This window comes from Kluyvera sp. 142486, assembly GCF_046569695.1.
Taxonomy (GTDB): domain Bacteria; phylum Pseudomonadota; class Gammaproteobacteria; order Enterobacterales; family Enterobacteriaceae; genus Kluyvera.
Genome location: NZ_JBKHUI010000010.1, coordinates 172164 through 193369, shown reverse-complemented (window position 1 = coordinate 193369; position 21206 = coordinate 172164). Strand labels below are relative to the sequence as shown.

The following is a 21206-nucleotide window of genomic DNA, read 5'->3' as shown; positions in this document are numbered from 1 at the left end:
GGAGCTGCTGCAGGACGGCACGCAGATTGAGGTCAGCGTCAACGGCTACGACGCGGCGGATAACAGGGGCAGCGACACCGACGACACCGGGGTGGCCCGCGATCTGGCGGTAGATGTGAAGATCGTTATTGACCCTATTACTGGTGACGATTACCTCGACACCTCAGAAACCACGCATTGGCAAGGACAAGATGCGCCAACCACGACGATCACCGGCTACGTCACCGGAGAAGCCACGGAAAACGACACGGTAAGCATTACGGTTAACAATACGACTTATGACAATGTGTCGCTCAAGCAGGTTGGCGATAAATTAGTATGGGAATTAACGGTAGATACGGCGGAATTGGTCGCGACGCCAAAGGTTGATGCGCATATCACCATTACCGATGCCGCGGGAAATACCGATTTCAGTGACTATTCACGAACCGTCACAGTGGAAACCGCATCGGAAAAATTAGGTACGGCTGGCAGTGATACCATTAGTGCAAATGAAGGCAGCAGCACAGTCATCATTGGTGACGTGGAGGGTTTTCAGGCCCAGCCAGGGCAAGACTACAATATAGCTTTTCTGGTGGATACTTCTGGCAGCGTATCAGCTAAGGATATCAGCGCGTTAGTTGCATCCCTGAAAACGGTATTCACGACGTTGGCCGCCGGTACCGCAGTCGAAAACTCCGGGACGCTGAACATATTATTAGTTGATTTTGATACTAAAGTTCAATTTTCCTACGAAGCGACATTTACCTCGAGCATGACTGATGCGCAAAGAAGCAAGGTGCTGACCGATCTCATTACGCAAATGAACAAGATGTCCAGCGGCGGCAGTACCAACTACGGTGCTGCATTTGAAAATGCGGCAGAATGGTTCTCAGGGTTTGAAGGTGATGGAAGCACCAATCTCACCTATTTTATCACCGACGGGAAACCAACAATCTATACGGGTTCTTTGACGGTTGTTGATGTTGATGCACGCAGTACCGCCACAGCTTACCTTGATATTAATACCATCAACTTTAAGTTGGGCACTGCCTACTCGATGAGAGTCAATAATACTCTCAGAGAAGTTGTTGATAAGAACGGTAACGTATATGAATGGAATGGAGGTACGAGAACTAAAATTGGTACCGTTGTTTCGGATGGTGCGGGTGGCTATAAAATAACGGGCACATTTGGTTCTGGTAATGCTGCGAGCGCGGATAACCCTAACGTTACCAACGGGGCTCTGAGTTCCTTTGCTATGCTATTAGCGGTCTGCGGTACAATTGAAGCCTTAGGCGTGAATAAAGCTATCGGTGCTGACGATCTTAGAGCTTACGACTCTGATGGGAACGTACAGACTGATATTAAAGCGAGCGAACTTGCTGAAGCGATCCTGGGTAAAAACGATATTCGTGTGGCAGGTGCGGAAGATATTGTTCAGGGGAAAAGCGGCAATGATATCCTGTTTGGTGATGCCGTAGAATTTGCAGGAATCGCAGGAAACGGCTTTGCAGCCATTAGGGAGTTTATCTCGAAGGAGATGGGCGTTGACGTCTCTTCTATAACCTCTGCCCATATTCATCAGTATATTACCGAGCATCCTGAAGTATTCGACATGTCACGGAGTGATGGCGGTGATGATATTCTCTTTGGCGGTGCAGGAAACGATATTCTCTATGGCGGCGGGGGGGATGATATCCTTGCCGGTGGTGATGGCAATGACCTTATCTACGGCGGTATGGGGAATGATATTCTGTTTGGCGACGGCTACAACGAATTTAGCGAATTGTTCAACTATATTTCGACTAAATTAGGGGTAGAAAGCCCAACGCTTGCGGATGTACAAAAATACATCATCGACAATAGTCAGGAATTCGATATAAGTTCACCGGAGGGTGGTGATGACACACTCTATGGTGGGGCGGGGAATGATATTTTGTTCGGTGGTGGTGGAAACGACATACTGTACGGCGACGAGGGGAATGACATTCTTTACGGCGGAACTGGCAATGACACCCTCTACGGCGGTTCCGGAAACGATATTCTGATTGGCGGCAAAGGCGATGACGCGCTGTACGGCGGAAGTGGCAGCGATACGTTCACCTGGATTAAAGGCGATGATGGGCACGATGTTATTAAAGACTTCAGAGCCGACGAAGGCGATCGCATTGATTTAAGCGATCTGCTGGGTGATGTTGCCGAGACCGATCTCGCTTCTTATATCAGAATCACGGATGACAGCAACGGTAATGCGGTTATCGAAATCAATACCAATGGGCAGATAAGTTCTGGGGCAACAATGAGCATCACGGTTGAGCACTGTTCTTCCGGGGAGTTTAATATTAATGAACTGATAGCAAAACCGGACACGCCAGTCATTTAACGGTTAACGGCGTATCACTATCAGTACTAAGATGACCGCTTCGGCGGTCATCTTATTGCGATAATAAAACGTGTCATCGCTGTGCTAACGCAGTACTTAACAGTCTTTTATTATTACGTAGGATTAATGATATTTTCCGTGTGCAACAGTTGGTTGTCTTTTGACCAGTAATAGCGATTCACTTCATTTACATCCACCACCCATTTAAATACACCGGCCCTGGCGAGCTCCCGACAATACTGATCAAAGGCGGTAACGTGAGTGAAATGGCGCTTGGCGGCAATTCGCGTCAGACAACTGCTAGCCTCTGAGTTAATTTTAATGAGCCCACGGTCACTTTTCATCGAAACGTAAGAATCAGAAGAGGTCACAACTTTTACGTTTCCTGTCGCAACGAAGTAGATGTAATACGAGATATTATTTTGTTTTAATTCTGTTAAAAATTGCAGGAAGTCTGATTCATGTCGAACCTGCTCAAAAAATCCTCTGAGCATTTCATTAAATTCCATTTACACTCCTGATGTATGCCATATGTTGTATTGATGTTTATTATTATTTGATTGAACTGTGGTGATTAATAGTTAACTTGTAAATAAATTAAAATTCTAATAGTTTACGGCCGACATTTTAAGGTCTGCAAGGGAATGGTAATAGTATTCTAATTGTTACTAAGTATTGCTATCAACGATGGCAAATTTGATAGCGCGATCGCACATATCACCCTACACTGGGCAAGAAATCATAAGGAGAGAACAATGTTAGAAGGGTACTTCGATCTCGACGGCGCCACCGGCGTTGATGCCGCTGAAAACCACAAGCGTTTACTGGCCGTTCAGGCCGCTCTGGAGATCTCCAAAGCGTCCGTTTCTGCATCCACCGCAAACTCGGGTATTCGCTCCCAGATGGATCTGCGCAACGTTTCTCAGGAAGTTGCCGCACTGGCTGATGCCATCCAGGATGCGCTGGAAATCGCAGAGTAACGTCCCGATACCGCCTTCGGGCGGTTTAGGACTCCCCCCGACTGCAAATATGCTATTGCTGAATAAAAAACATCCGGGTTATCTTTTTATTTTAGCTGGTGATGGATAAACCATACTCAATTAATATTGTGGTCGATAAAGATTTATAAAAATAAATATTGATTAAACGCAATATGCTCATACATGACGGAGGATTATAACAGTCGAAGTAGTCATGGAGGACTCTATATGGGCCAGCGCTGTCATCGAATACCCCCTCGGGTTAGTTTTTTCTTAATCATCGCATGCCTGATACTTGTCGGTATGCTTGTGCTGGCTAACCATCTGACAACCTATCGGATGGTGATCCCTGATATTTACTATCTGGTGTTTACCGGGCTGCTTTTACTGCTGGATGCGATTATCTTCTTCTTTATGTTTTTTCAGTTTATCTGTAATAGAAAACTACTATACGTCGCTATTCTTGGATTAGGTTTTTTAGGATCTGATATTTATTGCGTAGAGGCCGTAACGCTAATCCAGAAATTTATCTCTGTTTGCATTCCGCTTAATGCGATTACCAACGACCTGGCTATATTTTATCTTTTCCGTCAGGTCACGTTTATCGTCGCCATCCTTTTTGCGCTTTACTACGCCTATTTGCTGAAGAAGAATATTAGCCCGGATGGTAAAGATGAAGCGCTGGTCATCATACTGGCATTCGCGGTTTTCTTTCTGGCGATTTTTGCCCACAACCTGTCCAGCTACAATCCGCAGATCTCGCTGAATCTGATTAATAAAGCAAAGGGCCACGACCGTAATGCCTGGAGCAGTTACTACAGTGCGTTGATTGTGGCGGGCTGGTTTATGACGCTGCTGCTGACGATCGTCATCACTCAACTCAGGAACCTGCTGTGGGTGAGCATTGCGGCATTCTGCATCTCGAGCCTCTTCAGCAATCTGATTTTGCTGAACCTGAATGAGTACAACTTCTCCGTCTGGTATCTGAGCCGCGGCATTGAGGTGGTCTGCACCTTCTTTGTGATCATCGTGCTGCTCTATGACATCTTCCTGATGCACAAAAATTCCACCATGCTCTCGATACATGATCCACTAACCGGTATCTACAACCGCGCCTATTTCTATAAAGAGCTACAGCAGCTGATCGCGTCTGGTGAGAGCATCAGTCTGATGATTCTGGATATCGATCACTTTAAACGTATCAATGACCGCTATGGCCACCCGGCAGGGGACGCGGTCATACGCTGCATTGTCGATCTGGCAAAAAAATCCATTCGTGAGTGCGATATTCTGGCGCGCATTGGCGGCGAAGAGTTTGCCGTGTTGATGCGTAACGCCTCTGCGCAGGTGGCGCTGACGGTAGCAGAGCGCATTCGTGGGCGCATTGAATCTGAGACGGCAAAAGCGGGAGCGAATTTGACCCCAGAGCCGATGACGGTGAGCATCGGCGTGTTTACCACATTAGACAGGCGTTTCACCGCCGATGAGTGCATTTCGTTTGCCGACAAGGCGTTATACGCCGCGAAGGAGAGTGGGCGAAATAAAGTTGTTGTTAGCAAGTAACGTCGGGTTACACGATTGAGTACTTTCCCTTCTGCGAGCAGGTGGTACACTGAAAATGTGATTTTCATCATGACCTGCGTAAAAACGAAAAAGAGATACTGCTATGCAACATATCATTGAAGGGTTCCTCAACTTTCAGAAAGAAGTTTTTCCTCAACGTAAGGAACTCTTCCGTAGCCTGGCTTCCAGCCAGAATCCTAAAGCGCTGTTCATCTCCTGTTCCGACAGCCGTCTGGTGCCAGAGTTAGTCACCCAGCAGGAGCCGGGGCAGCTGTTCGTCATCCGTAACGCCGGTAATATCGTACCGTCCTTCGGCCCGGAGCCGGGCGGGGTGTCCGCGACGATTGAGTATGCGGTTGTCGCACTGGGCGTGACCGATATTGTTATCTGTGGTCACTCTAACTGCGGCGCAATGAAAGCCATTGCCACCTGTCAGTGCCTGGAGCCGATGCCTGCGGTTTCCCATTGGCTGCGCTATTCCGACGCGGCGAAAGCGGTTGTCGAGAAGAAAACCTACGCGACTGAAACCGATAAGGTGAACGCGATGGTGGAAGAGAACGTGATTGCTCAACTGAACAACATCAAGACGCATCCGTCGGTGGCCGTTGGCCTGCGCGACAACGCGATTCGTCTGCATGGCTGGGTATATGACATCGAAAGCGGTGCCATTCGTGCGCTGGATAAAAACAGCAAAACGTTCGTCTCCCTGGCCGATAACCCGGAAGTCTTCTTCGAATAATCGCCACCGGACGCTGCCTGCGGGCAGCGTTAACGGTTTTTAACCAGCCTCAGCTTGCCGCGTTTTGCAGAGCGCCGGGGCGACGCGTTCGTAATCACATAAAGAAAAGGTTGCCAGGCCATTGCCTTATCCTCCGCTGCCGTTGTTTTAAACTTGGCAAACCGGAGAAGAAGGGCGCTCCGGCGAAAGACTGAATCTGGCCGTCTGCGCCCATGCTTTAGCATGATGACAGCACTCAAAACGGGAGCCGTGCGCTCCCGTTTTTTATTGCCTGCTTGTTACTCGCCGAAAACAAAAACATTCAATTTATGCTTCATTAATGTTACAAATACAGCGAAATATCATGCGATCGGCGTCGGGAGGATGCGATGATTCTGGAAAAACTGCGGACACCAAACGGCAAGAAATTCCTGCTGTGTGCGGTAGTCGTATTTGCCATTGCTTTAGTGGTGGTAGGGCGGGCAACTTTTGGTGGTGTGGTCAGAGAATATAATCTGCCATACGCCGAGTGGACAACCGGCATGTTTGTCCTGCAAGGGGCGATGGTGATGGTCTACAGCTCAATATTTACTATCCTGTGCTCGATCCCACTGGGATTTTACTTCTTAGGTTCCGAAGAACAGCAGTAATCACTTCGGGTGAGCCCCTGCGCTCACCCGCCTGAATGGGTATTGCCATTCCGCTTAACTCCTGACAGGATCAAATTCTCGCTTGCGAAAGTTCTCAGCCATAATGATCTGATACGTATTGAAGACGTGCCGGACGCAGCGGCTGGCTGCGCGGGTGGCGTTTCAGGGAATTAACCCATCCGTACGGGGTGTCAGTGAGAATTATTCAGGATAGTTTGCGTAAAAAGCAGTCTCTGCTTGCCTCGGTGGTGGTCACCTTTCTGCTCATCTGCCTTGCCGTTTTCTTCTTGTACCAGCGTACGCTGTCGCAGGTGAGCGAGGGGGTTAACGCGATGCAAAGCCAGATGATGACGATGTTTAACGATAACGAACTGATGGCGGAAGCCGCGGGAGTACGTTATCAGCAGATAAGCCGCCACTATCTGTGCGGCGATGCCGATGTTTTCAAGCCCCGTGGCGGCGCCTGGGGAATTAACGCCGATCCAAAAAGCATCGATAAGCAGCATGGCGCGCTGATTACCCGTAGCCCCGAGCGCAGCGCCCGCTGTATCTATGTGGCTGCCGAATATATCCGGGATAAAATCCGGGCGCTCAACCCCGAGCAGCACGATATTCATCGCTATGTTATTGCCAGCGACGGCCGCTGGTTTTACTGGTTTACTCCGACAGATTCCGTGCCGTTTAGCTTTGAAACCTCGCAGATGGCTAACGACCCACGTCAGTTCTTCCATGAACCGGAAATGTTCTATGACCGTGTGCTGCAAAAGAGCATGCGTAAAAAATCCCTTAGCTCAACCACCTTCTACGCCGACAAAATTACCGGCGATAAGGCCTACAGCGTAGTGAGCTATATCTACGATCTCTCCGAAGGTGAACCAAGTAACCATATCATCGGTTATCTGGCCTACGACCTTTCGCGGGCCGAGCTGCAACGGATACTGAACCAGGCGTTTAATCAGCAGGTGCCACCAGGGCTGATTCTGGGCTATCAAAGCCGTGAAACCGGAGAGGTGCTGTGCATTGTCGGCAACTGTCGCTGGTTGGATAGCTACCGTATTCATACTGTCTCATCGCGCTATGAAATTAAATATGCGCTCCCGGTATGGCTATTTATCGCGCACAACCCCTATGCGTTGGCGATTATGGCGATGGCGCCGGTGCTGCTGCTGTTACTGTTCCTGCTGATTCGTTATCACCTTAACCACGCCGACCTGCGCTTTTACCGCGACCCACTAACCGGCTGCTTTACGCGCAATATTTTTACCCTTATTCAGGATCGCGGGCTGCCTTTTATGACGGTCATTCTTTTTGACTGTAACAAGTTTAAGGCGATCAACGATAACTATGGCCACCAGGCCGGAGACCGGGCGCTACAGGCTATCTCGCAGTGTATGTTAAACGATGTTCGAGCGAACGGAGATTGGGTCATACGCAGCGGCGGCGACGAGTTTGTGGTATTGCTGAGTCGGACGGATATCGCCCATGCGCATATGGTTGCCGAGCGAATTGCGGCAAAGATCGCGGTGTTCCCATTCAGCCCGCAGGGGCAGGCGGTGCCGCTATCGGTGTCCTGGGGCGTGGCACCGTGCGTCACGACGCTGGATGCAGCGATCCAGCAGGCTGACGAAGAGATGTATCAGATGAAAAAACGCCGTGACGAAAGACGATAAGCCGGGCTGGGGCGCGGCTTATCCCCGATTTACCACCAGCCGAGCTGAACGCCTACGACGGTAATGACGGCGACGATCAGCATAATAATCGTGGTCTTTCTCATTGTGCTCCTCCCGGCAGTGCGTAACCGCCTATAAAAAACCAAGCCAGAAAGATCACGGCGATAATAAAGATAACGATGGGGAAGGCGATACCCAATCTCATTGTGACATCCTGAATGTTGTCTAAAACAGCGCGTATGATACTGTAATTATTCGACCCGTTGGGCGCTAATTTCCGGGCGATGACGGAATTTTTTATCCTGATACATTTCGCTGTCGGCGGCACGAAGCGCGCTGTCAGGGTCCATCAGGTTTGGATCGACTACAACGGCACCAATGCTGGCCCCAGGATAGTGAATCAGCGTGTCGCCTAGCAGGTAGTCGCCCACCAGGAGTTGGCGCAGCGTTTCGGCAAACTGCTCAAGCTGCACCGTCGCGCGTGCAAGGGTGGCGACCATAAACTCATCGCCGCCCAGTCTGCCAAGCTGGTCGTCAGGCGAGATGCCGAGCTTTAGCCGCTGGCCCACCTGCTGTAAAAACGCGTCGCCCGCCTGGTGGCCGTAGCAGTCGTTGATCATCTTAAATTTATCGAGGTCGATAAACGCCAGCAGCACCGAATGGTTCAGATGCCGGGCGAGGGAGAACAACGTCTCCAGATTTTCAAACACCGCGCGGCGGTTCGGCAGGCCGGTCAGCGCGTCGGTGTAGGAGTGATAAATCAGCGCGGCGTTGGCTTCCTGAAGCTGCGACACCAGCGACTCTTTTTCGATATAGCGGGCAATGATGCTGGCAAACAGCTGCAGCACGTGCTCGCTGTTAAAGCTGAGCGGCTTTTGTTGGGTGCTGGTGGCGCACAGCGTGCCGAACAAGGAGCCGTCGGTCAGATGAATAGGCGTGCTGAGGAAGGTGGTGATCCCCAGCGCTTTCGCCGCATCGCAGTCGGCCCACTGCTCCGGCACGTGGTCGCTGTAAAAACAGCCGTCGTCCATCGCACGTTTGCACAGGGTATCGCCCCAGGGAACGGAGAGGTTTTCCGGGATGTTCATCTCGCCGCTGTTGCGCGAATATACGATGTGCTGCAGGTCGGCCTGGGTATCAATTTTCGTCAGATAGGTGGATTCCATATTGGTCACCAGTTCAAGCATCTCAAGCAGTTGGCGAACAAGACTCTCAAGCGATTGTTCAGAGGCAAGCGTTTGTGATACCCGGGCAAGAATAATATCTGACATGAAAACAAGGGTCCCTACGATAGCGTGAGTGGTGGTTTTTCGCCCTAAATGAAATCCGGACTCACTAAATTTTATACATTATGTATCCAGAACGTAAGCACTGTGTGGCTAAAAGGTGTGTAACGGAAGGTTATCTGTTTCTTATTACAGATAAAAAAAGCCCCATCGGGGGGGATGGGGCAAAATAACTCATTGATTATGGAATGTTCTGTTCTCTGGTCAGTTGAGAACGAGACGTACTTTACGTCGCAAAAGTGTAGCTAATTTGAAGAAATTATGGAGTTTAAAGCTAAATTCCAGCGTGAAACCAAGGAGAAATTATGTCAAGTCGCTACGTTTTACTATTGCCTATATTGCTTGCTGGATGTGCAAAATCGGCTGAACCGGATGCGCCACCACCACCACAAATCGGTATGGCTAATCCTGCTGCGGTGTACTGTCAGCAGAAGGGCGGCGAAAGCATTCGCCAGGTCAATGCTCAGGGTGAGTTTAGCCTTTGTAAGCTGCCGAGTGGTGAAACGATTGAGGAGTGGACGCTGTGGCGGCGCGATCATCCGCAGAAAAAATGACAGTACATTCCTTATCCAGTACACTGCGCCTCCAGGATAATTCTGATTAACGAGAGACGTATGTTTTCGCTGAAACCGGGCACCATCGCCATTATTATCGGTGCCCGTACCGCCGCTGGCCGGGCTAATATCGGCAAAAGTGTTGAACTGTTTGCGCTGATTAAGCCAGGAGAACGCTGTTTGAACCCGGTTAACGGGGTGATGACTGAACTGGCCGCCGACTCGCCGCGCGCGCTGTGGCTGGTGACCGGTGAAGTGAGCGCGGGCGAAGGGCAGCAGGGCTTTGCTTTTGTGCGTTCAGAGTATTTGCTGCCGTTAACGCCGGATGCACTGATGGCGCAGGAGCAGGCTGTATTGGTGGGATAACGCGATGTCCGCAGACATCGCGTTCAGACGTTAGCGATTTTTCAGCCAGTCGGCCAGCACGCGCGCGTGGTTTTGCGCGGTGTTCGCGGCGGCATAAATCAGCGTTAGCCCCTGCTTTTGTGCGATGTCGGCCAGCCGCTGGCCTTCATCCTGATGGTGCGAAAGCTCTTCGCGATAGTGCTGGCAGAAGGTGGCAAAGTCGATGACCTCGCCGTGATAAGCCTTACGCAGCTCGGCTGAAGGGGCAAGGTCTTTGCACCATTCATCAACGATAAGGTTTTCCTTTTTGATACCGCGCGGCCACAACCGGTCCACCAGGACACGGTAACCATCGTCAGGTGCTGCGTCGTCATACACGCGTTTACACTGGATCATATCCTTCCTCCCTTGTTCCATTCGACCATACCACAAAGATTGGTTGGGTTCGCCATCCGGGTATTGCTAAAGCGCGTCGACATCGCTAGTCTGAGGCTCCTTATGCCGTTCGTAACGTCTGCACATAAGGACCTCTCATGGAAAACTCTGCAGTGATCCCCGTTCTTCGCATTGCCCTCGTGGGCGACTACAACGCTGATGTGATTGCTCATCAGGCGATCCCGCTGGCGCTTGACGATGCTGCCGCGGTGCTGGAAGTGCCTGTTGAATACCGCTGGGTTGCCACGCGTGACGTGCACAGCGCCGATAGTCTCGCTGACTTTGACGGCATCTGGCTGGTGCCTGCCAGCCCATATCAGCATACCGAAGGGGCATTAATTGCCGTACGCTACGCCCGCGAAAACAGCCTGCCGTTCCTCGGCACCTGCGGTGGGTTCCAGCACGCGATTCTGGAGTACGCGCGCAACGTGATGGGCTGGGAAGATGCGGCTCATGCGGAAACCGATACCGAAGGCCGGATGGTGATTGCGCCGCTGACCTGCTCACTGGTGGAAAAGAGCGACACCATTGAACTGCGTGCCAATACGCTGATTGCTCGCGCTTATGGCCGTGACACTATCGAAGAGGGATATCACTGCAACTACGGTATCTCTGCTGATTTCGCCGAGGCGCTGAAATCGCTGCCGCTGCGGGTAACCGGCTGGGACGATAATGGCGATATTCGCGCGGTGGAACTGGTGACGCATCCGTTCTTCGTGGCGACGCTGTTCCAGCACGAGCGTAACGCGCTGGCGGGGCGTCCTGCGCCGCTGGTGCAGGCCTTCCTGCACGCCGCAGCCCAGTAAATCATGTAGGCCGGATAAGACAACGCCGTCATCCGGCAATGTGCGGCAATATTGCCTGATGGCGCGACGCTCATCAGGCCTACAGGATAGGTCCCCGGGCGTCGGGCTGCGTTTTACCCGACGTTAATCTCTCTGTCTCGCCCGGCGAGCCCGCCGAACACCGCCATCACCAGCGCAATCACCGCAACCGCCATCAAGGAAAGGTGCCATGCGCCCGTTGCATCATGAATTTTCCCCATCAGCGGAGGCCCACAGGCCGCCAGCAGATACCCCACCGCCTGCGCCATCCCAGAAAGTGCCGCGGCCTGATGCGCTGAGCTGGCGCGCAGCCCGATAAAGGTCAGGCCAAGAATCATTGTTGCGCCGGAGCCAAAGCCAAAGATAATCGTCCACAGCACCGCCTGCGACGGGAAGAGCCAGTAACCCAGCGCGCTGACGGCGCACATCAGCGCCACGGTAATCGCGATCCCACGTTGATCTTTCATCCGATGCAGGATCAGCGGTACCACAAAGCCAGGCGCGGCGGTGGCGAGCTGCAGGAGGCCGTGCAGAGAACCGGCATGTGCTTCGCTGTAGCCCTGGCTAATCAGAATCGCCGGCAGCCAGCCGATAATCACGTAGTAGACCAGCGAGTTCAGGCCAAGGAACAGCGTTACCTGCCAGGCCAGCGCCGAGCGCCAGATGCCGCGGTTATGCATGGCACCGCTGCCGGAGATAGCCGTCGTTTTTGCCGCTCGCCACTGCGGCAGCCAGAACAGTAACGCCAGCACCGGGAAGACCATCAGCATCAGCAGCGCGCCGCGCCAGCCAAAACCGCTGAGCGCAATCGGCACTACCAGCGCCGAGCCCAGCGCCGCCGCCGCGCCCATTGTCACCGAGTACGCGCCGGTAAATTTCGCCACCTGCGAGGCGAAATCGCGTTTGATTAAACCGGGCAGCAGCACGTTGCCCAGCGCAATCCCGCAGCCAATGATGGCGGTGCCGGTAAACATTAGCGTCACCGACGGCAGGGAGCGCACGGCGATCCCGGCGCAAATCAGCAGCATGGCGATAAACAGGCTGCGCTCCATACCGATGCGACGGGCAACCCCGGCTGCCAGCGGAGAGACAAGGCCAAACGCCAGCAGCGGTAGGGTGGTTAACAGCCCGGTTTGTGCGGTCGTCAGGCCATATTCATCGCGAATGGCGTCGAGCAAAGGCGCTGCGCCGGTAAAGGTGACGCGCAGCGTCGAGGCAATCAATAAAATACCAATAATCAGCAGCCAGCGGCGGCTGGCAGACGTCGTAACTTCAGACATAGTCATCTCGACAAAAGAGTGGGAGCACTACAATACCCGCTTTAGCCGTTGTTGAAATCAAGCTAAAATGACAGATAATCGCTAAATTCGGACAAAATGATGCTGGGACTTGGTTTAGGCGGCTATCACCCGGATAGCCATCAGGATGCTGCCGTGGCGTTTGGGGTTCAGGTGGCGCAAGAGGAGCAGCATATTCCGCTGCATCAGCATCGGAAAGGGCAGCTGATCCTCGCGCTGCACGGGGCCATCACCTGCGAAGTGGAGAATGCCCTGTGGATGGTGCCGCCGCAGTTTGCGGTGTGGATACCTGGCGAAGTGCCGCACAGCAACCGCGCTACGCCGCAGGCAGAACTGTGCTTTTTGTTTATTGAACCCGGCGCGGCGCGGATGCCAGCGCACAGTTGCACGCTAAAGATTTCACCGCTGGTGCGCGAACTGATCCTGTCGCTGGCTCGGCGCGACGAAATAGCGCTTCAGCAGCCTGAGACGCAGCGGTTAGTTCAGGTGCTGTTCGATGAGCTGCCGCAGCAACCGGAGCAGCAGCTACAGCTGCCGGTGTCTGCGCACCCTAAAATTCGGCTGATGGTTGAGACCATGGAAGCAGAGCCTGATCGGTGGCAGACGCTGGCGCAGTGGGCCCAGCGTTTTGCCATGAGCGAGCGTAACCTCGCCCGGCTGGTGGTGAAAGAGACCGGGCTGAACTTTCGCCGCTGGCGTCACCAGCTGCAGCTGATCCTCGCCCTGCAGATGTTGGTGCGCGGCCAGAACGTCCAGCAGGTTGCGCTCTCATTGGGCTATGACTCCACCACGGCATTCATCACCATGTTCCGTAAAGGGCTTGGGCAGACGCCGGGCCGCTATCTGGCGGCGCTAACTACGACTTCCCAATAAGCAGCGACACCAGACCTGCGGCAATCAGCGGCCCTACCGGTACGCCACGGAACAGCGCCACGCCGAGCACCGTGCCAATCAATAGCCCAGCCACCAGATGTGGCTGAGTGCCCATCAGCGTCACGCCGCGCCCGCCGAGCCACGAGACAAACACGCCGACGCCAATGGCGACCAGCGATTTCCAGTTGGCAAAAGAGTGGATCAGCGTTGAGGCTGGCAGCGTGCCGCTGGCAATAGGGGCCATCACGCTGATGGTCAGAATGATAATCCCAATGCTAAGCCCCTGTTTTTCGACCCACGGAAAGAAGGTACTGAGCGGGGTGACGCGAAGAATAATCAGAACCAGAATCGAGACGGCGACGGTGGTGTTGTGGCTGATAAAGCCCAGCGCCGCCAGACCCAGAAGGATCAGTAGGGTGGTATCGATCATAAAGCGGTAATCCTTGCCAGAAAGAGAAAAAGAGCGTGCATTATCGTCGCCCGGCGTCGCAGCGCTCGGCCGGGCTACTTGTTAGTGGCTCTACTGTACGCAAGAAGCGGGGCGTAGACAGGCCTTTTTCAATCTTTGTCGAGGATTTCAGGCATTTGCCTGATTATTTAACCAATACCGTGATTAATGGGCTGCCTTCACGAATAAACAGCGGAATCGTCTCCAGCCCGGCGGCGACGGTAATTCGTTGCCCGCCCTGATAGCGTTCTCCGTCGAGCCCGACCCACGCATGACCACTCGGTAACCAGACATCACGCTGACGCTGCCCGGCGTGCATCACCGGGGCAACCAGCAGATCCTCACCGAACAGATACTGATCTTCTGTCTGCCAGCTTTGCGCATCGTCCGGGTAGTGCCAGAACAGCGGGCGCATCAGCGGGTCACCGTGGCGGTGCGCATTGTCGTATAGCGCATCAATATACGGGCGCAGGCTTTCTCGTACCCCGAGCCAGTGCTGCATAATGGCGAAATTCTCTTCGCCGTAGCTCCACAGTTCGTTTGGCGAGCCGCTATCACATTGTGGAATACCGTGACGGTAGCTTTCCGGCGGCTGTACGCGTGGTTCACGGTAGCCGTGCATACGCAGTACCGGGCAGAACACCGCCCACTGGAACCAGCGGATCAGCAGTTCGTGGAACGCCGGGTCGTGAATGTTGCCGCCCTGGAAGCCGCCGATATCCGTCGTCCACCACGGTATGCCTGCCAGCCCCATATTCAGCCCGGCAGCCAGTTGGTTGCGGAAGGCATGGAAGGAGGAGTGGACGTCGCCGGACCACGCCAGTACGCCATAGCGCTGGCTACCGGCCCAACTGCAGCGCACCAGGTTGACGATATCGCGTTCGCCCGCCTCGTGCAGCCCATCGTAGAAGCCCTGGGCAAAATCGCGCGGATAGCGGTTGCCGACTTCCAGCACCGGGCCGGCATGATAGCGATAGTTATCAAAATCGTAGGCGCGGTATTCAGGTTCGGCTTCATCCAGCCAGAACAATTTAATCCCGAGGTCGTAGTAGTTTTTCTTCACCGTCTCCCAGACAAACTGCCGCGCCTGTGGATGAGTAGCGTCAAAGAAAGTGGTGTTGCCCATAAAGTCGAGATTGACCTGCACGCCGCGATCGCTGGTTACCAGCCAGCCTTTGGCTTTCATATGTGGGAACAGCGGACTGCGGGCTTCTACCGTTGGCCAGACGGAGACCATCAGCTTGATGCCGAGCGATTCCAGCTCTTCCACCATCGCTTTCGGGTCTGGCCAGTCTTCCGGGTCAAAGCACCAGGTACCCTGGTTCGGCCAATGGAAAAAGTCGATGACCATCACCGATAGCGGCAGGCTACGGCGGCGGTATTCACGAGCCACCTCCAGCACCTCCTGCTGGTTACGGTAGCGCAGTTTGCACTGCCACAGGCCGCTGATAAAGCCCGGAGCCGGTGGCGGTGTTCCGGTGGCGCGAGCATATTGACGGGTGACCTGCGCCACGGTATCAGCAGCGGTTATCCAGTAGTCCATCTCTTCGGTGACGCGCGCCGTCCACCAGGTATGGTTTTTCGCCAGCGTCGCTTCGCCAATCGCCGGGTTGTTCCACAGCAGGCCATAACCGAGACTGGATTGTAAGAACGGCACGCTGGCCTGTGAGTTACGCTGAGCAAGCTCAAGCTCGCAGCCTTTCAGGTCCAGCCACGGCTGCTGATACTGGCCCATTCCGTACAGCCGCTCGCCGTCCCGGGACTCAAAACGCACGGTCAGCTGGTACTTGCCGCCGGGCAGCGGTTTGAATTCGCGCCCATCGAGCTTCAGGGCGCTGACGTATTTATCCTGGCTCTTTTCACTGGCGCCAATGCCCACCGTTGAGCGCTGGCGCCACATCTCTTCGAGCAACAGTTCGCCGCGCTGATTATAAAATGCCAGCTGACCTTTGAGGTTTAGCACCGCGCGGATGTTGCCGTGGGTGAGGGTCAGGGTTTCCGCATCCTGCTGAATAATGGCCTGGCTGTTATCCTGCGGCAGCAGGGCATGAAGCGCCTCGCCGAATGCCGAAGCGCAGGTGGCGCGCACGCGAAGGCTGTGTGCCCCCCACGGCTCGACGCGCAGGATCTGCCGTTCAAAGCGCCACTCGATAGCGTTCGCGTACTGAATTAATTCGCTCATGGTTGACTCATCCTTTAACAAGAGATTGGGTTTTCGCGAGATTGATTTCCTGCATGGTGTGATCGTCGAGCTTGTACCAGCGCAGGGTGATGTACGCGCCTAGCGACAGCAGGCCCGGCACCACGGTAAAGAGGGCGACGATGCAGTGCATCGCCAGCGGCGTTTGCTCCGGCGCGTTGGCGACGTAGCCGCTAAAACCAAGGGTCCAGCCGACAATAGCGCCGCTGAGCGCCATACCCAGCTTGAGCACGGCGAGGAAGGTCGAGAAGATAATGCCGTCCATGCGTTTGCCCTGACGCCATTCACCGTAGTCGGCAACGTCGGCCATCATCACCCACATCAGGGTGGTGGTGGATTGATAAAGGGTGGAGACGACGAAGGTCAGCGGCACCAGCACAAAGATAGATTTTGGCGCAAAGAACAGCCCAATGCTCAGCACGCCAGCGAGCACGGCGCAGTAGCCGAACATCTGTACTTTGTTGGCATTGCGGGTCAGACGTTTTGCCAGCAGGCTGCCGACGGCTTTGCCGATGATGTGCGCGGCCAGCATCCACATAAAGTAGGCTGCGCTGCCAAGGTAGTAGGTGACGAAGTACATCATCGCGCCAAGGCGAATAACGCCGAAACCGATGTTGGTGATAACCAATACGGCAACGACGCGCCACTGATCGTTACGCAGCAGATCGCGCAGTTCGGCGAGATAGTTGTTGTGAGTAGCCGGAGCCTTAATGCGCTCGCGGGTATTGGCAAAGCAGATCCAGAACATCACCACGGCGACGCAGGCCATAATCGCCATCGCCGAGCGGTAGCCCATCAGTTTGTCATCACCACCCAGATACTCGGCCAGCGGCATCATAAAGAAGGTCGACATTGCGCCGCCAAGGGTGGCCAGGAAAAAGCGCCAGGATTGCAGGGAGATGCGCTCATCGTTATCTGGTGTGATGACTGCGCCCATCGAGCAGTAAGGAATGTTGATGGCGGTGTACATCAGCATCATGAAGGTATAGCTGACGCTGGCGAAAATCATCTTACCGGACATATCCAGTGACTGCGGTACGGCATAGGTCAGCAGGCAGCTTACGCCGAAAGGCAGCGCCAGCCAGAGCATCCAGGGGCGAAATTTTCCCCAGCGGGAACGGGTACGGTCGGCCAGATAGCCCATCGCCGGGTCGATAATCGCATCGGCGGTACGGGCCAGTAAAAACATGGTGCCCACGAAGGCGGCGGGAAGGCCCACGACGTCGGTATAGTAGAAGGTTAAGAAGATTATGACGTTATCCAGACCGATATGACTGGCCATATCGCCTAATCCATAGCTGATTTTTTCTTTACGGGTAACTTTTGTGTTCATCGTATCACCTGGTGTCGTTACAGCACGATTGTGGGGAAAGACGCCATATAGTGTGGATGAAGGTGGTGGGTTAACAATTGCGATATTCCGTATTACGCTTACGTAAACTGCTTTGCGTGATACCGGTAACAAAAATAGTGAAACGTGGTTAGTTAAGGGCAAGAAGAGTGTAGGCCGGAAGGCGCTGCGCTTATCCGGCCTACAGCATGAGAAACGGAGGGCGTGTCAGGACTGACGGCGGAAGGCAACCAGCTCCGGCTGGGCGATGCGCAGGTAATCTTCGGTATTGAGAATCACCGATTTTTCGAGACTACCGGCGTTAAAGGCGATCTCCTCAAAGCGGTCAAACAGCAGCGGGTCGGCGACCAGACGCAGCGAAGGATGGAAGCTGAACGGCGGGATGGCGCCAAACACGCAGGCGGTGAGGGCATCGACTTCAGCCGGGCTTGCCAGCGACGCTTTCAGGCCGCCGATGTGCTGCGCCAACTGTGCGAGGTCAGCCTGCTGGTCGGCGGCGAGGATTGCCAGCACGTGCTGGTTCATGCCGTTGCCTTTCACTTTGCACACCAACGCTTTTGCCCCTTGACCTAATGCGGTGCCGCGAATTTCAGACACGGCCTCACATTTACCGACCGCTTCGTGTGCCATCACGCGGTAGCGGGCCTGGTGGCGGTCGAGCAGGGTTAGCAGCCGTTGGTGAATATCGGCCGCGACGGGTTCAATCATGGCGTTCTCTCCTGTGTTCGCGGTTACGTTGTTTTTTATGCTGATAAAGACGCTGATCGGCGATTTTCATCGCCTTCTCAAGATTATCACCCAGACACATCTTATAGGCGCCCCAGGAGAAGCTGACGCGGTTTTCGGTATCGATAATCGCCAACTGCTCCTGAATTCTGTCGGTAATCACCTTCGCCTCGGCCTCTTGGTAGTCGATGAGGATAATACAAAATTCGTCGCCGCCCAGCCGAACGCCATAGTCGCTTTTACGGATGGTAGCGGAGATAGCCTGGGCCAGCATGATGATTGCACGATCGCCTTCATCGTGGCCCCAGGTATCGTTAATCTGCTTCAGCTTGTCGCAGTCGAGGGCGATGACCACAATCCCCACGCCTTGTTCCGTCAGGCGTTGCAGGCGCATGCTCTGCACCGGCGAGAGGATTTTTCGGTTGTATAGCCCGGTGAGGGAATCGCTGATGTTCTCTTTGCTGACCGTCCGGTAGAGGCGGAAATGGGTGCGGACCAGCTGCAATAATGCGGCGGTAGAGGCCAGATAAAACAAGAACAGCTTCCACGAGCTTAACAGGAAGTACATCACGTCCAGCGACAGCTCCATGCGCATGTTTTCCGCCAGCGGCCTGGTGTAGTTCACGTAGCTCAGCCAGTGAGAGGCGCTGCGATGGATAACAATATGGGCGTCGTTGTCGGAATCAATAATTGAGATATCCAGGTAGCGCCAGAAATGAGGACGGTCGCGGGTATAGAAAATATCATGCAGATCCTGATGCGACAGATCGACCATCACGATCCCCTGCAGGTTTTCATGATGATAAAGCGGTGTTAAAAACGTTAAAATATTCTTATGAGTAAAGGTGTCAATATAGATACTCGACACTACCGTACGCCCAAGGAATAAGTTTTCGAGGCTGGCTGGCGATATTCCCAGCCGGTCGCCGTAGAGAAAATTCCAGCTGGTTAACGTTGGGTCGTTAATAGTGACTGGTGAATTGAAATAGATATATTGATTCACGATATCAATATAATAGCGAAAACGTTTTTGCTGTCCTTCTTCATTGGGCAGCATCGGTTTCCAGGCTTCATTATTCTCAATAGCGGAGTCAAACGCTTCTAGGGCCGGCAGGCTCTTCACCCATGTCTCACAGGGCGTTTTTCCGGCGGTGAGCGACCCTTCCAACGGCGGGTAACTCTCGCCGTCAATGTTCAGGCCGTTCACTTCACCACGATGCTGCACGCTGGCACAGGCCCGCAAGGCGGCCTCTGGAGTAGGCCATTCATCCAGTTTCTGTGCGAACTGCGATATGATCAGCTGGTTTTGATATTTTTCATAGAGAAAGGCCGACTCCCCCTTATCGACGATATATCGCATATATTCGGACATATCCCGATGACTGGCGATTAATTCATAAATCAGGAAGGAGGAGGTCAAAATGACAACGCCTGATGAAATAACTAATCGCAGTATTTTATTCTGCAGTTTCATGATGAAATTAAATGCTCTTCCGTGTCAGCCGGAATGTTAACATGGGAGGCTCGCTATCTCTAGCGATGCATTAACGATAGAAATGTTTTGCAAAGATCAAGAAGGGGCTGCCTCCGAAGAGACAGCCGAATAACGTTATTTTTCACTGCCCTGTTTATGGAATAGCTCGCGGAATACCGGGTAGATATCCTCCTGATCGCGAATATGCTGAATGGCAAAGTTATCAAACGTCTGCTGCAGATGCTCATACTCGCGCCACAGCGTCTGGTGTGCCCGTCGGGTAATTTCGATATAGCTGTAGTAACGCACCACCGGCAGGATTTTCTTCGCCAGAATTTCATGACACAGCGGTGAGTCGTCCGCCCAGTTATCGCCATCCGATGCCTGAGCGGCGTAGATGTTCCACTGCGCTGGGTCATAGCGGGCTTTCACCACTTCATCCATCAGCTTCAGCGCACTAGAGACAATCGTGCCGCCGGTTTCCTGCGAGTAGAAGAACTCATGTTCGTCCACCTCTTTGGCCTGAGTATGGTGGCGAATGTAGACCACCTCGACGTTTTTATAGGTCCGGCTCAGGAACAGGTAGAGCAGGATGTAAAAGCGTTTGGCCATATCCTTGGTGGATTGGTCCATCGAGCCGGAGACGTCCATCAGGCAGAACATTACCGCCTGGCTGGAGGGCTCTGGACGTTTTTCATAGTTTCTGTAGCGTAAGTCAAAGGTGTCGATAAACGGCACGCGGTCGATTTTTGCCCGCAGTTCGGCAATTTCTTTACGCAGACGTTCCTCTTCCAGAAGCTGCGCCGGTTCGCTTTTGGCGATTTCATCCAGCGTGGCTTCCAGCGCGTGCAGCTCACGGCGTTTACCCGCGGTCATCGCCGTGCGGCGGGCGAGGGAGTTTTGCAGCGAACGAACGACGCTGATATTGGCAGGCACACCGTTGGCGGTGAAGCCCGCGCGGTGCGTTTTGAACTCGGTCAACTGTCGCTGCTGATTACGCTTGAGGTTCGGCAGCGCCAGATCTTCAAACAGCAGATCCAGATACTCATCTTTGGAGATCTGGAACACGAACTCATCCTGGCCCTCACCGTCGGCGCTGGCCTGTCCCTGACCGCTACCACCACCGCCGCCGCCGCCCTGTGGTCGTTCGATACGATCGTTTTGTACGAAGTGGTCGTTACCGGGATGAACCCGATGCCGCAACCCGCCGCGCCCCTGATGGAACATCGGCTCGTTAATATCATCCGTCGGAATGGAGACAGATTCACCGCTGTCGATATCGGTCACCGAACGTTTGTTGATGGCCTCGGAGATCGACTGTTTTATTTGCGCTTTATAACGGCGCAAGAAGCGCTGGCGGTTAACCGCACTCTTGTTTTTGCCGTTCAGACGCCGGTCAATGAACCAGGTCATAGCCCCTCCTGAACTGCTTTTTGCCAACTTACT

At 53.6% G+C, this 21206-nt stretch carries 21 protein-coding genes; 10 read left to right on the top strand and 11 right to left on the bottom strand.

Annotation, left to right across the window (positions count from 1 at the left end; all coding sequences use genetic code 11):
* Nucleotides 1–2365: Ig-like domain-containing protein (locus tag ACLGE8_RS13190; protein ID WP_410999069.1), on the top strand; the 2365-nt coding region annotated here is incomplete at its 5' end.
* Nucleotides 2366–2478: 113 nt separating this feature from the next.
* Here ACLGE8_RS13190 and ACLGE8_RS13185 read toward each other — a convergent pair.
* Entirely contained in the window at nucleotides 2479–2874 is a 396-nt protein-coding gene (locus ACLGE8_RS13185; protein ID WP_410999067.1) for a DUF1398 family protein, read from the bottom strand.
* Nucleotides 2875–3120: 246 nt separating this feature from the next.
* Here ACLGE8_RS13185 and ACLGE8_RS13180 point away from each other — a divergent pair, with 246 nt between their 5' ends.
* The 5 genes from ACLGE8_RS13180 to ACLGE8_RS13160 all read left to right on the top strand — a co-directional run bounded on the left by ACLGE8_RS13180 (nucleotide 3121) and on the right by ACLGE8_RS13160 (nucleotide 7946).
* Complete coding sequence (locus ACLGE8_RS13180; protein ID WP_333496309.1) at nucleotides 3121–3345, top strand: hypothetical protein; 225 nt, start codon at nucleotides 3121–3123, stop codon at nucleotides 3343–3345.
* A gap of 303 nt (nucleotides 3346–3648) precedes the next feature.
* On the top strand, nucleotides 3649–4908 hold the full coding sequence (locus ACLGE8_RS13175) for a sensor domain-containing diguanylate cyclase (protein WP_410999065.1): 1260 nt from the start codon (nucleotides 3649–3651) through the stop codon (nucleotides 4906–4908).
* A gap of 103 nt (nucleotides 4909–5011) precedes the next feature.
* A complete protein-coding gene (locus tag ACLGE8_RS13170; protein ID WP_185665948.1) occupies nucleotides 5012–5647 on the top strand; it encodes a carbonic anhydrase in 636 nt (211 codons plus the stop codon).
* 368 nt (nucleotides 5648–6015) lie between these two features.
* Nucleotides 6016–6276: a DUF2534 family protein gene (locus tag ACLGE8_RS13165; protein WP_333498502.1), complete on the top strand. Its 261-nt coding sequence runs from the start codon at nucleotides 6016–6018 to the stop codon at nucleotides 6274–6276.
* A gap of 194 nt (nucleotides 6277–6470) precedes the next feature.
* Nucleotides 6471–7946 carry a GGDEF domain-containing protein gene (locus tag ACLGE8_RS13160; protein ID WP_410999063.1) on the top strand — a complete coding sequence of 492 codons (1476 nt, stop codon included), beginning with the start codon at nucleotides 6471–6473 and terminating at the stop codon, nucleotides 7944–7946.
* Between the two features lie 100 nt (nucleotides 7947–8046).
* Here ACLGE8_RS13160 and ACLGE8_RS13155 read toward each other — a convergent pair whose 3' ends face one another.
* Nucleotides 8047–8151, bottom strand: coding sequence for a YoaK family small membrane protein (locus ACLGE8_RS13155; protein WP_035897158.1), 105 nt, complete (start codon nucleotides 8149–8151; stop codon nucleotides 8047–8049).
* 46 nt (nucleotides 8152–8197) lie between these two features.
* Nucleotides 8198–9217 (bottom strand): diguanylate cyclase domain-containing protein, encoded by a 1020-nt coding sequence (locus ACLGE8_RS13150; protein WP_410999061.1) that lies wholly within the window; start codon nucleotides 9215–9217, stop codon nucleotides 8198–8200.
* Nucleotides 9218–9537: 320 nt separating this feature from the next.
* On the opposite strand from ACLGE8_RS13150, the gene ACLGE8_RS13145 reads away from it, so the two are divergent.
* The gene (locus ACLGE8_RS13145; RefSeq protein WP_410999059.1) at nucleotides 9538–9786 is read left to right on the top strand and encodes a DUF333 domain-containing protein; all 249 of its coding nucleotides are present in this window, start codon (nucleotides 9538–9540) and stop codon (nucleotides 9784–9786) included.
* A 60-nt stretch (nucleotides 9787–9846) separates the two neighbouring features.
* Nucleotides 9847–10152: a hypothetical protein gene (locus ACLGE8_RS13140; protein WP_410999057.1), complete on the top strand. Its 306-nt coding sequence runs from the start codon at nucleotides 9847–9849 to the stop codon at nucleotides 10150–10152.
* A 30-nt stretch (nucleotides 10153–10182) separates the two neighbouring features.
* Here ACLGE8_RS13140 and ACLGE8_RS13135 read toward each other — a convergent pair whose 3' ends face one another.
* A complete protein-coding gene (locus ACLGE8_RS13135) occupies nucleotides 10183–10527 on the bottom strand; it encodes a DUF488 domain-containing protein (protein ID WP_410999055.1) in 345 nt (114 codons plus the stop codon).
* 137 nt (nucleotides 10528–10664) lie between these two features.
* Here ACLGE8_RS13135 and ACLGE8_RS13130 point away from each other — a divergent pair, with 137 nt between their 5' ends.
* A complete protein-coding gene (locus ACLGE8_RS13130) occupies nucleotides 10665–11372 on the top strand; it encodes a CTP synthase (protein WP_410999053.1) in 708 nt (235 codons plus the stop codon).
* Nucleotides 11373–11485: 113 nt separating this feature from the next.
* Here ACLGE8_RS13130 and ACLGE8_RS13125 read toward each other — a convergent pair whose 3' ends face one another.
* The gene (locus ACLGE8_RS13125; RefSeq protein ID WP_410999051.1) at nucleotides 11486–12670 is read right to left on the bottom strand and encodes a CynX/NimT family MFS transporter; all 1185 of its coding nucleotides are present in this window, start codon (nucleotides 12668–12670) and stop codon (nucleotides 11486–11488) included.
* 99 nt (nucleotides 12671–12769) lie between these two features.
* Between ACLGE8_RS13125 and ACLGE8_RS13120 the strand changes: the two genes are divergently transcribed.
* Entirely contained in the window at nucleotides 12770–13561 is a 792-nt protein-coding gene (locus tag ACLGE8_RS13120; protein ID WP_410999083.1) for an AraC family transcriptional regulator, read from the top strand.
* On the opposite strand, the gene ACLGE8_RS13115 is transcribed toward ACLGE8_RS13120, so the two are convergent.
* From ACLGE8_RS13115 to ACLGE8_RS13090, 6 genes are all read right to left on the bottom strand, one after another.
* Nucleotides 13545–13991: a DUF441 domain-containing protein gene (locus ACLGE8_RS13115; RefSeq protein ID WP_185665957.1), complete on the bottom strand. Its 447-nt coding sequence runs from the start codon at nucleotides 13989–13991 to the stop codon at nucleotides 13545–13547. The genes ACLGE8_RS13120 and ACLGE8_RS13115 overlap by 17 nt on opposite strands.
* 163 nt (nucleotides 13992–14154) lie before the next feature.
* A complete protein-coding gene (locus ACLGE8_RS13110) occupies nucleotides 14155–16191 on the bottom strand; it encodes a TIM-barrel domain-containing protein (RefSeq protein WP_410999049.1) in 2037 nt (678 codons plus the stop codon).
* Nucleotides 16192–16198: 7 nt separating this feature from the next.
* Nucleotides 16199–17542, bottom strand: coding sequence for a glycoside-pentoside-hexuronide (GPH):cation symporter (locus ACLGE8_RS13105; RefSeq protein ID WP_410999047.1), 1344 nt, complete (start codon nucleotides 17540–17542; stop codon nucleotides 16199–16201).
* A 225-nt stretch (nucleotides 17543–17767) separates the two neighbouring features.
* Nucleotides 17768–18268 carry a YbaK/prolyl-tRNA synthetase associated domain-containing protein gene (locus ACLGE8_RS13100; RefSeq protein ID WP_410999045.1) on the bottom strand — a complete coding sequence of 167 codons (501 nt, stop codon included), beginning with the start codon at nucleotides 18266–18268 and terminating at the stop codon, nucleotides 17768–17770.
* On the bottom strand, nucleotides 18261–19760 hold the full coding sequence (gene dgcJ, locus ACLGE8_RS13095) for a diguanylate cyclase DgcJ (RefSeq protein ID WP_410999043.1): 1500 nt from the start codon (nucleotides 19758–19760) through the stop codon (nucleotides 18261–18263). Before dgcJ ends, ACLGE8_RS13100 begins: the two co-directional genes overlap by 8 nt.
* Nucleotides 19761–19895: 135 nt before the next feature.
* Nucleotides 19896–21173 carry a YeaH/YhbH family protein gene (locus ACLGE8_RS13090; protein WP_410999041.1) on the bottom strand — a complete coding sequence of 426 codons (1278 nt, stop codon included), beginning with the start codon at nucleotides 21171–21173 and terminating at the stop codon, nucleotides 19896–19898.
* Nucleotides 21174–21206: the final 33 nt, after the last annotated feature.

Excerpts from the sequence above, each read along its gene's own strand:
- ACLGE8_RS13185 (WP_410999067.1), bottom strand. The coding sequence starts at position 2,874 with ATGGAATTTAATGAAATGCTCAGAGGATTTTTTGAGCAGGTTCGACAT.
- ACLGE8_RS13180 (WP_333496309.1), top strand. The coding sequence starts at position 3,121 with ATGTTAGAAGGGTACTTCGATCTCGACGGCGCCACCGGCGTTGATGCC.
- ACLGE8_RS13175 (WP_410999065.1), top strand. The coding sequence starts at position 3,649 with ATGCTTGTGCTGGCTAACCATCTGACAACCTATCGGATGGTGATCCCT.
- ACLGE8_RS13170 (WP_185665948.1), top strand. The coding sequence starts at position 5,012 with ATGCAACATATCATTGAAGGGTTCCTCAACTTTCAGAAAGAAGTTTTT.
- ACLGE8_RS13165 (WP_333498502.1), top strand. The coding sequence starts at position 6,016 with ATGATTCTGGAAAAACTGCGGACACCAAACGGCAAGAAATTCCTGCTG.
- ACLGE8_RS13155 (WP_035897158.1), bottom strand. The coding sequence starts at position 8,151 with ATGAGATTGGGTATCGCCTTCCCCATCGTTATCTTTATTATCGCCGTG.
- ACLGE8_RS13150 (WP_410999061.1), bottom strand. The coding sequence starts at position 9,217 with ATGTCAGATATTATTCTTGCCCGGGTATCACAAACGCTTGCCTCTGAA.
- ACLGE8_RS13145 (WP_410999059.1), top strand. The coding sequence starts at position 9,538 with ATGTCAAGTCGCTACGTTTTACTATTGCCTATATTGCTTGCTGGATGT.
- ACLGE8_RS13140 (WP_410999057.1), top strand. The coding sequence starts at position 9,847 with ATGTTTTCGCTGAAACCGGGCACCATCGCCATTATTATCGGTGCCCGT.
- ACLGE8_RS13135 (WP_410999055.1), bottom strand. The coding sequence starts at position 10,527 with ATGATCCAGTGTAAACGCGTGTATGACGACGCAGCACCTGACGATGGT.
- ACLGE8_RS13130 (WP_410999053.1), top strand. The coding sequence starts at position 10,665 with ATGGAAAACTCTGCAGTGATCCCCGTTCTTCGCATTGCCCTCGTGGGC.
- ACLGE8_RS13125 (WP_410999051.1), bottom strand. The coding sequence starts at position 12,670 with ATGTCTGAAGTTACGACGTCTGCCAGCCGCCGCTGGCTGCTGATTATT.
- ACLGE8_RS13120 (WP_410999083.1), top strand. The coding sequence starts at position 12,770 with ATGCTGGGACTTGGTTTAGGCGGCTATCACCCGGATAGCCATCAGGAT.
- ACLGE8_RS13115 (WP_185665957.1), bottom strand. The coding sequence starts at position 13,991 with ATGATCGATACCACCCTACTGATCCTTCTGGGTCTGGCGGCGCTGGGC.
- ACLGE8_RS13110 (WP_410999049.1), bottom strand. The coding sequence starts at position 16,191 with ATGAGCGAATTAATTCAGTACGCGAACGCTATCGAGTGGCGCTTTGAA.
- ACLGE8_RS13105 (WP_410999047.1), bottom strand. The coding sequence starts at position 17,542 with ATGAACACAAAAGTTACCCGTAAAGAAAAAATCAGCTATGGATTAGGC.
- ACLGE8_RS13100 (WP_410999045.1), bottom strand. The coding sequence starts at position 18,268 with ATGATTGAACCCGTCGCGGCCGATATTCACCAACGGCTGCTAACCCTG.
- dgcJ (WP_410999043.1), bottom strand. The coding sequence starts at position 19,760 with ATGAAACTGCAGAATAAAATACTGCGATTAGTTATTTCATCAGGCGTT.
- ACLGE8_RS13090 (WP_410999041.1), bottom strand. The coding sequence starts at position 21,173 with ATGACCTGGTTCATTGACCGGCGTCTGAACGGCAAAAACAAGAGTGCG.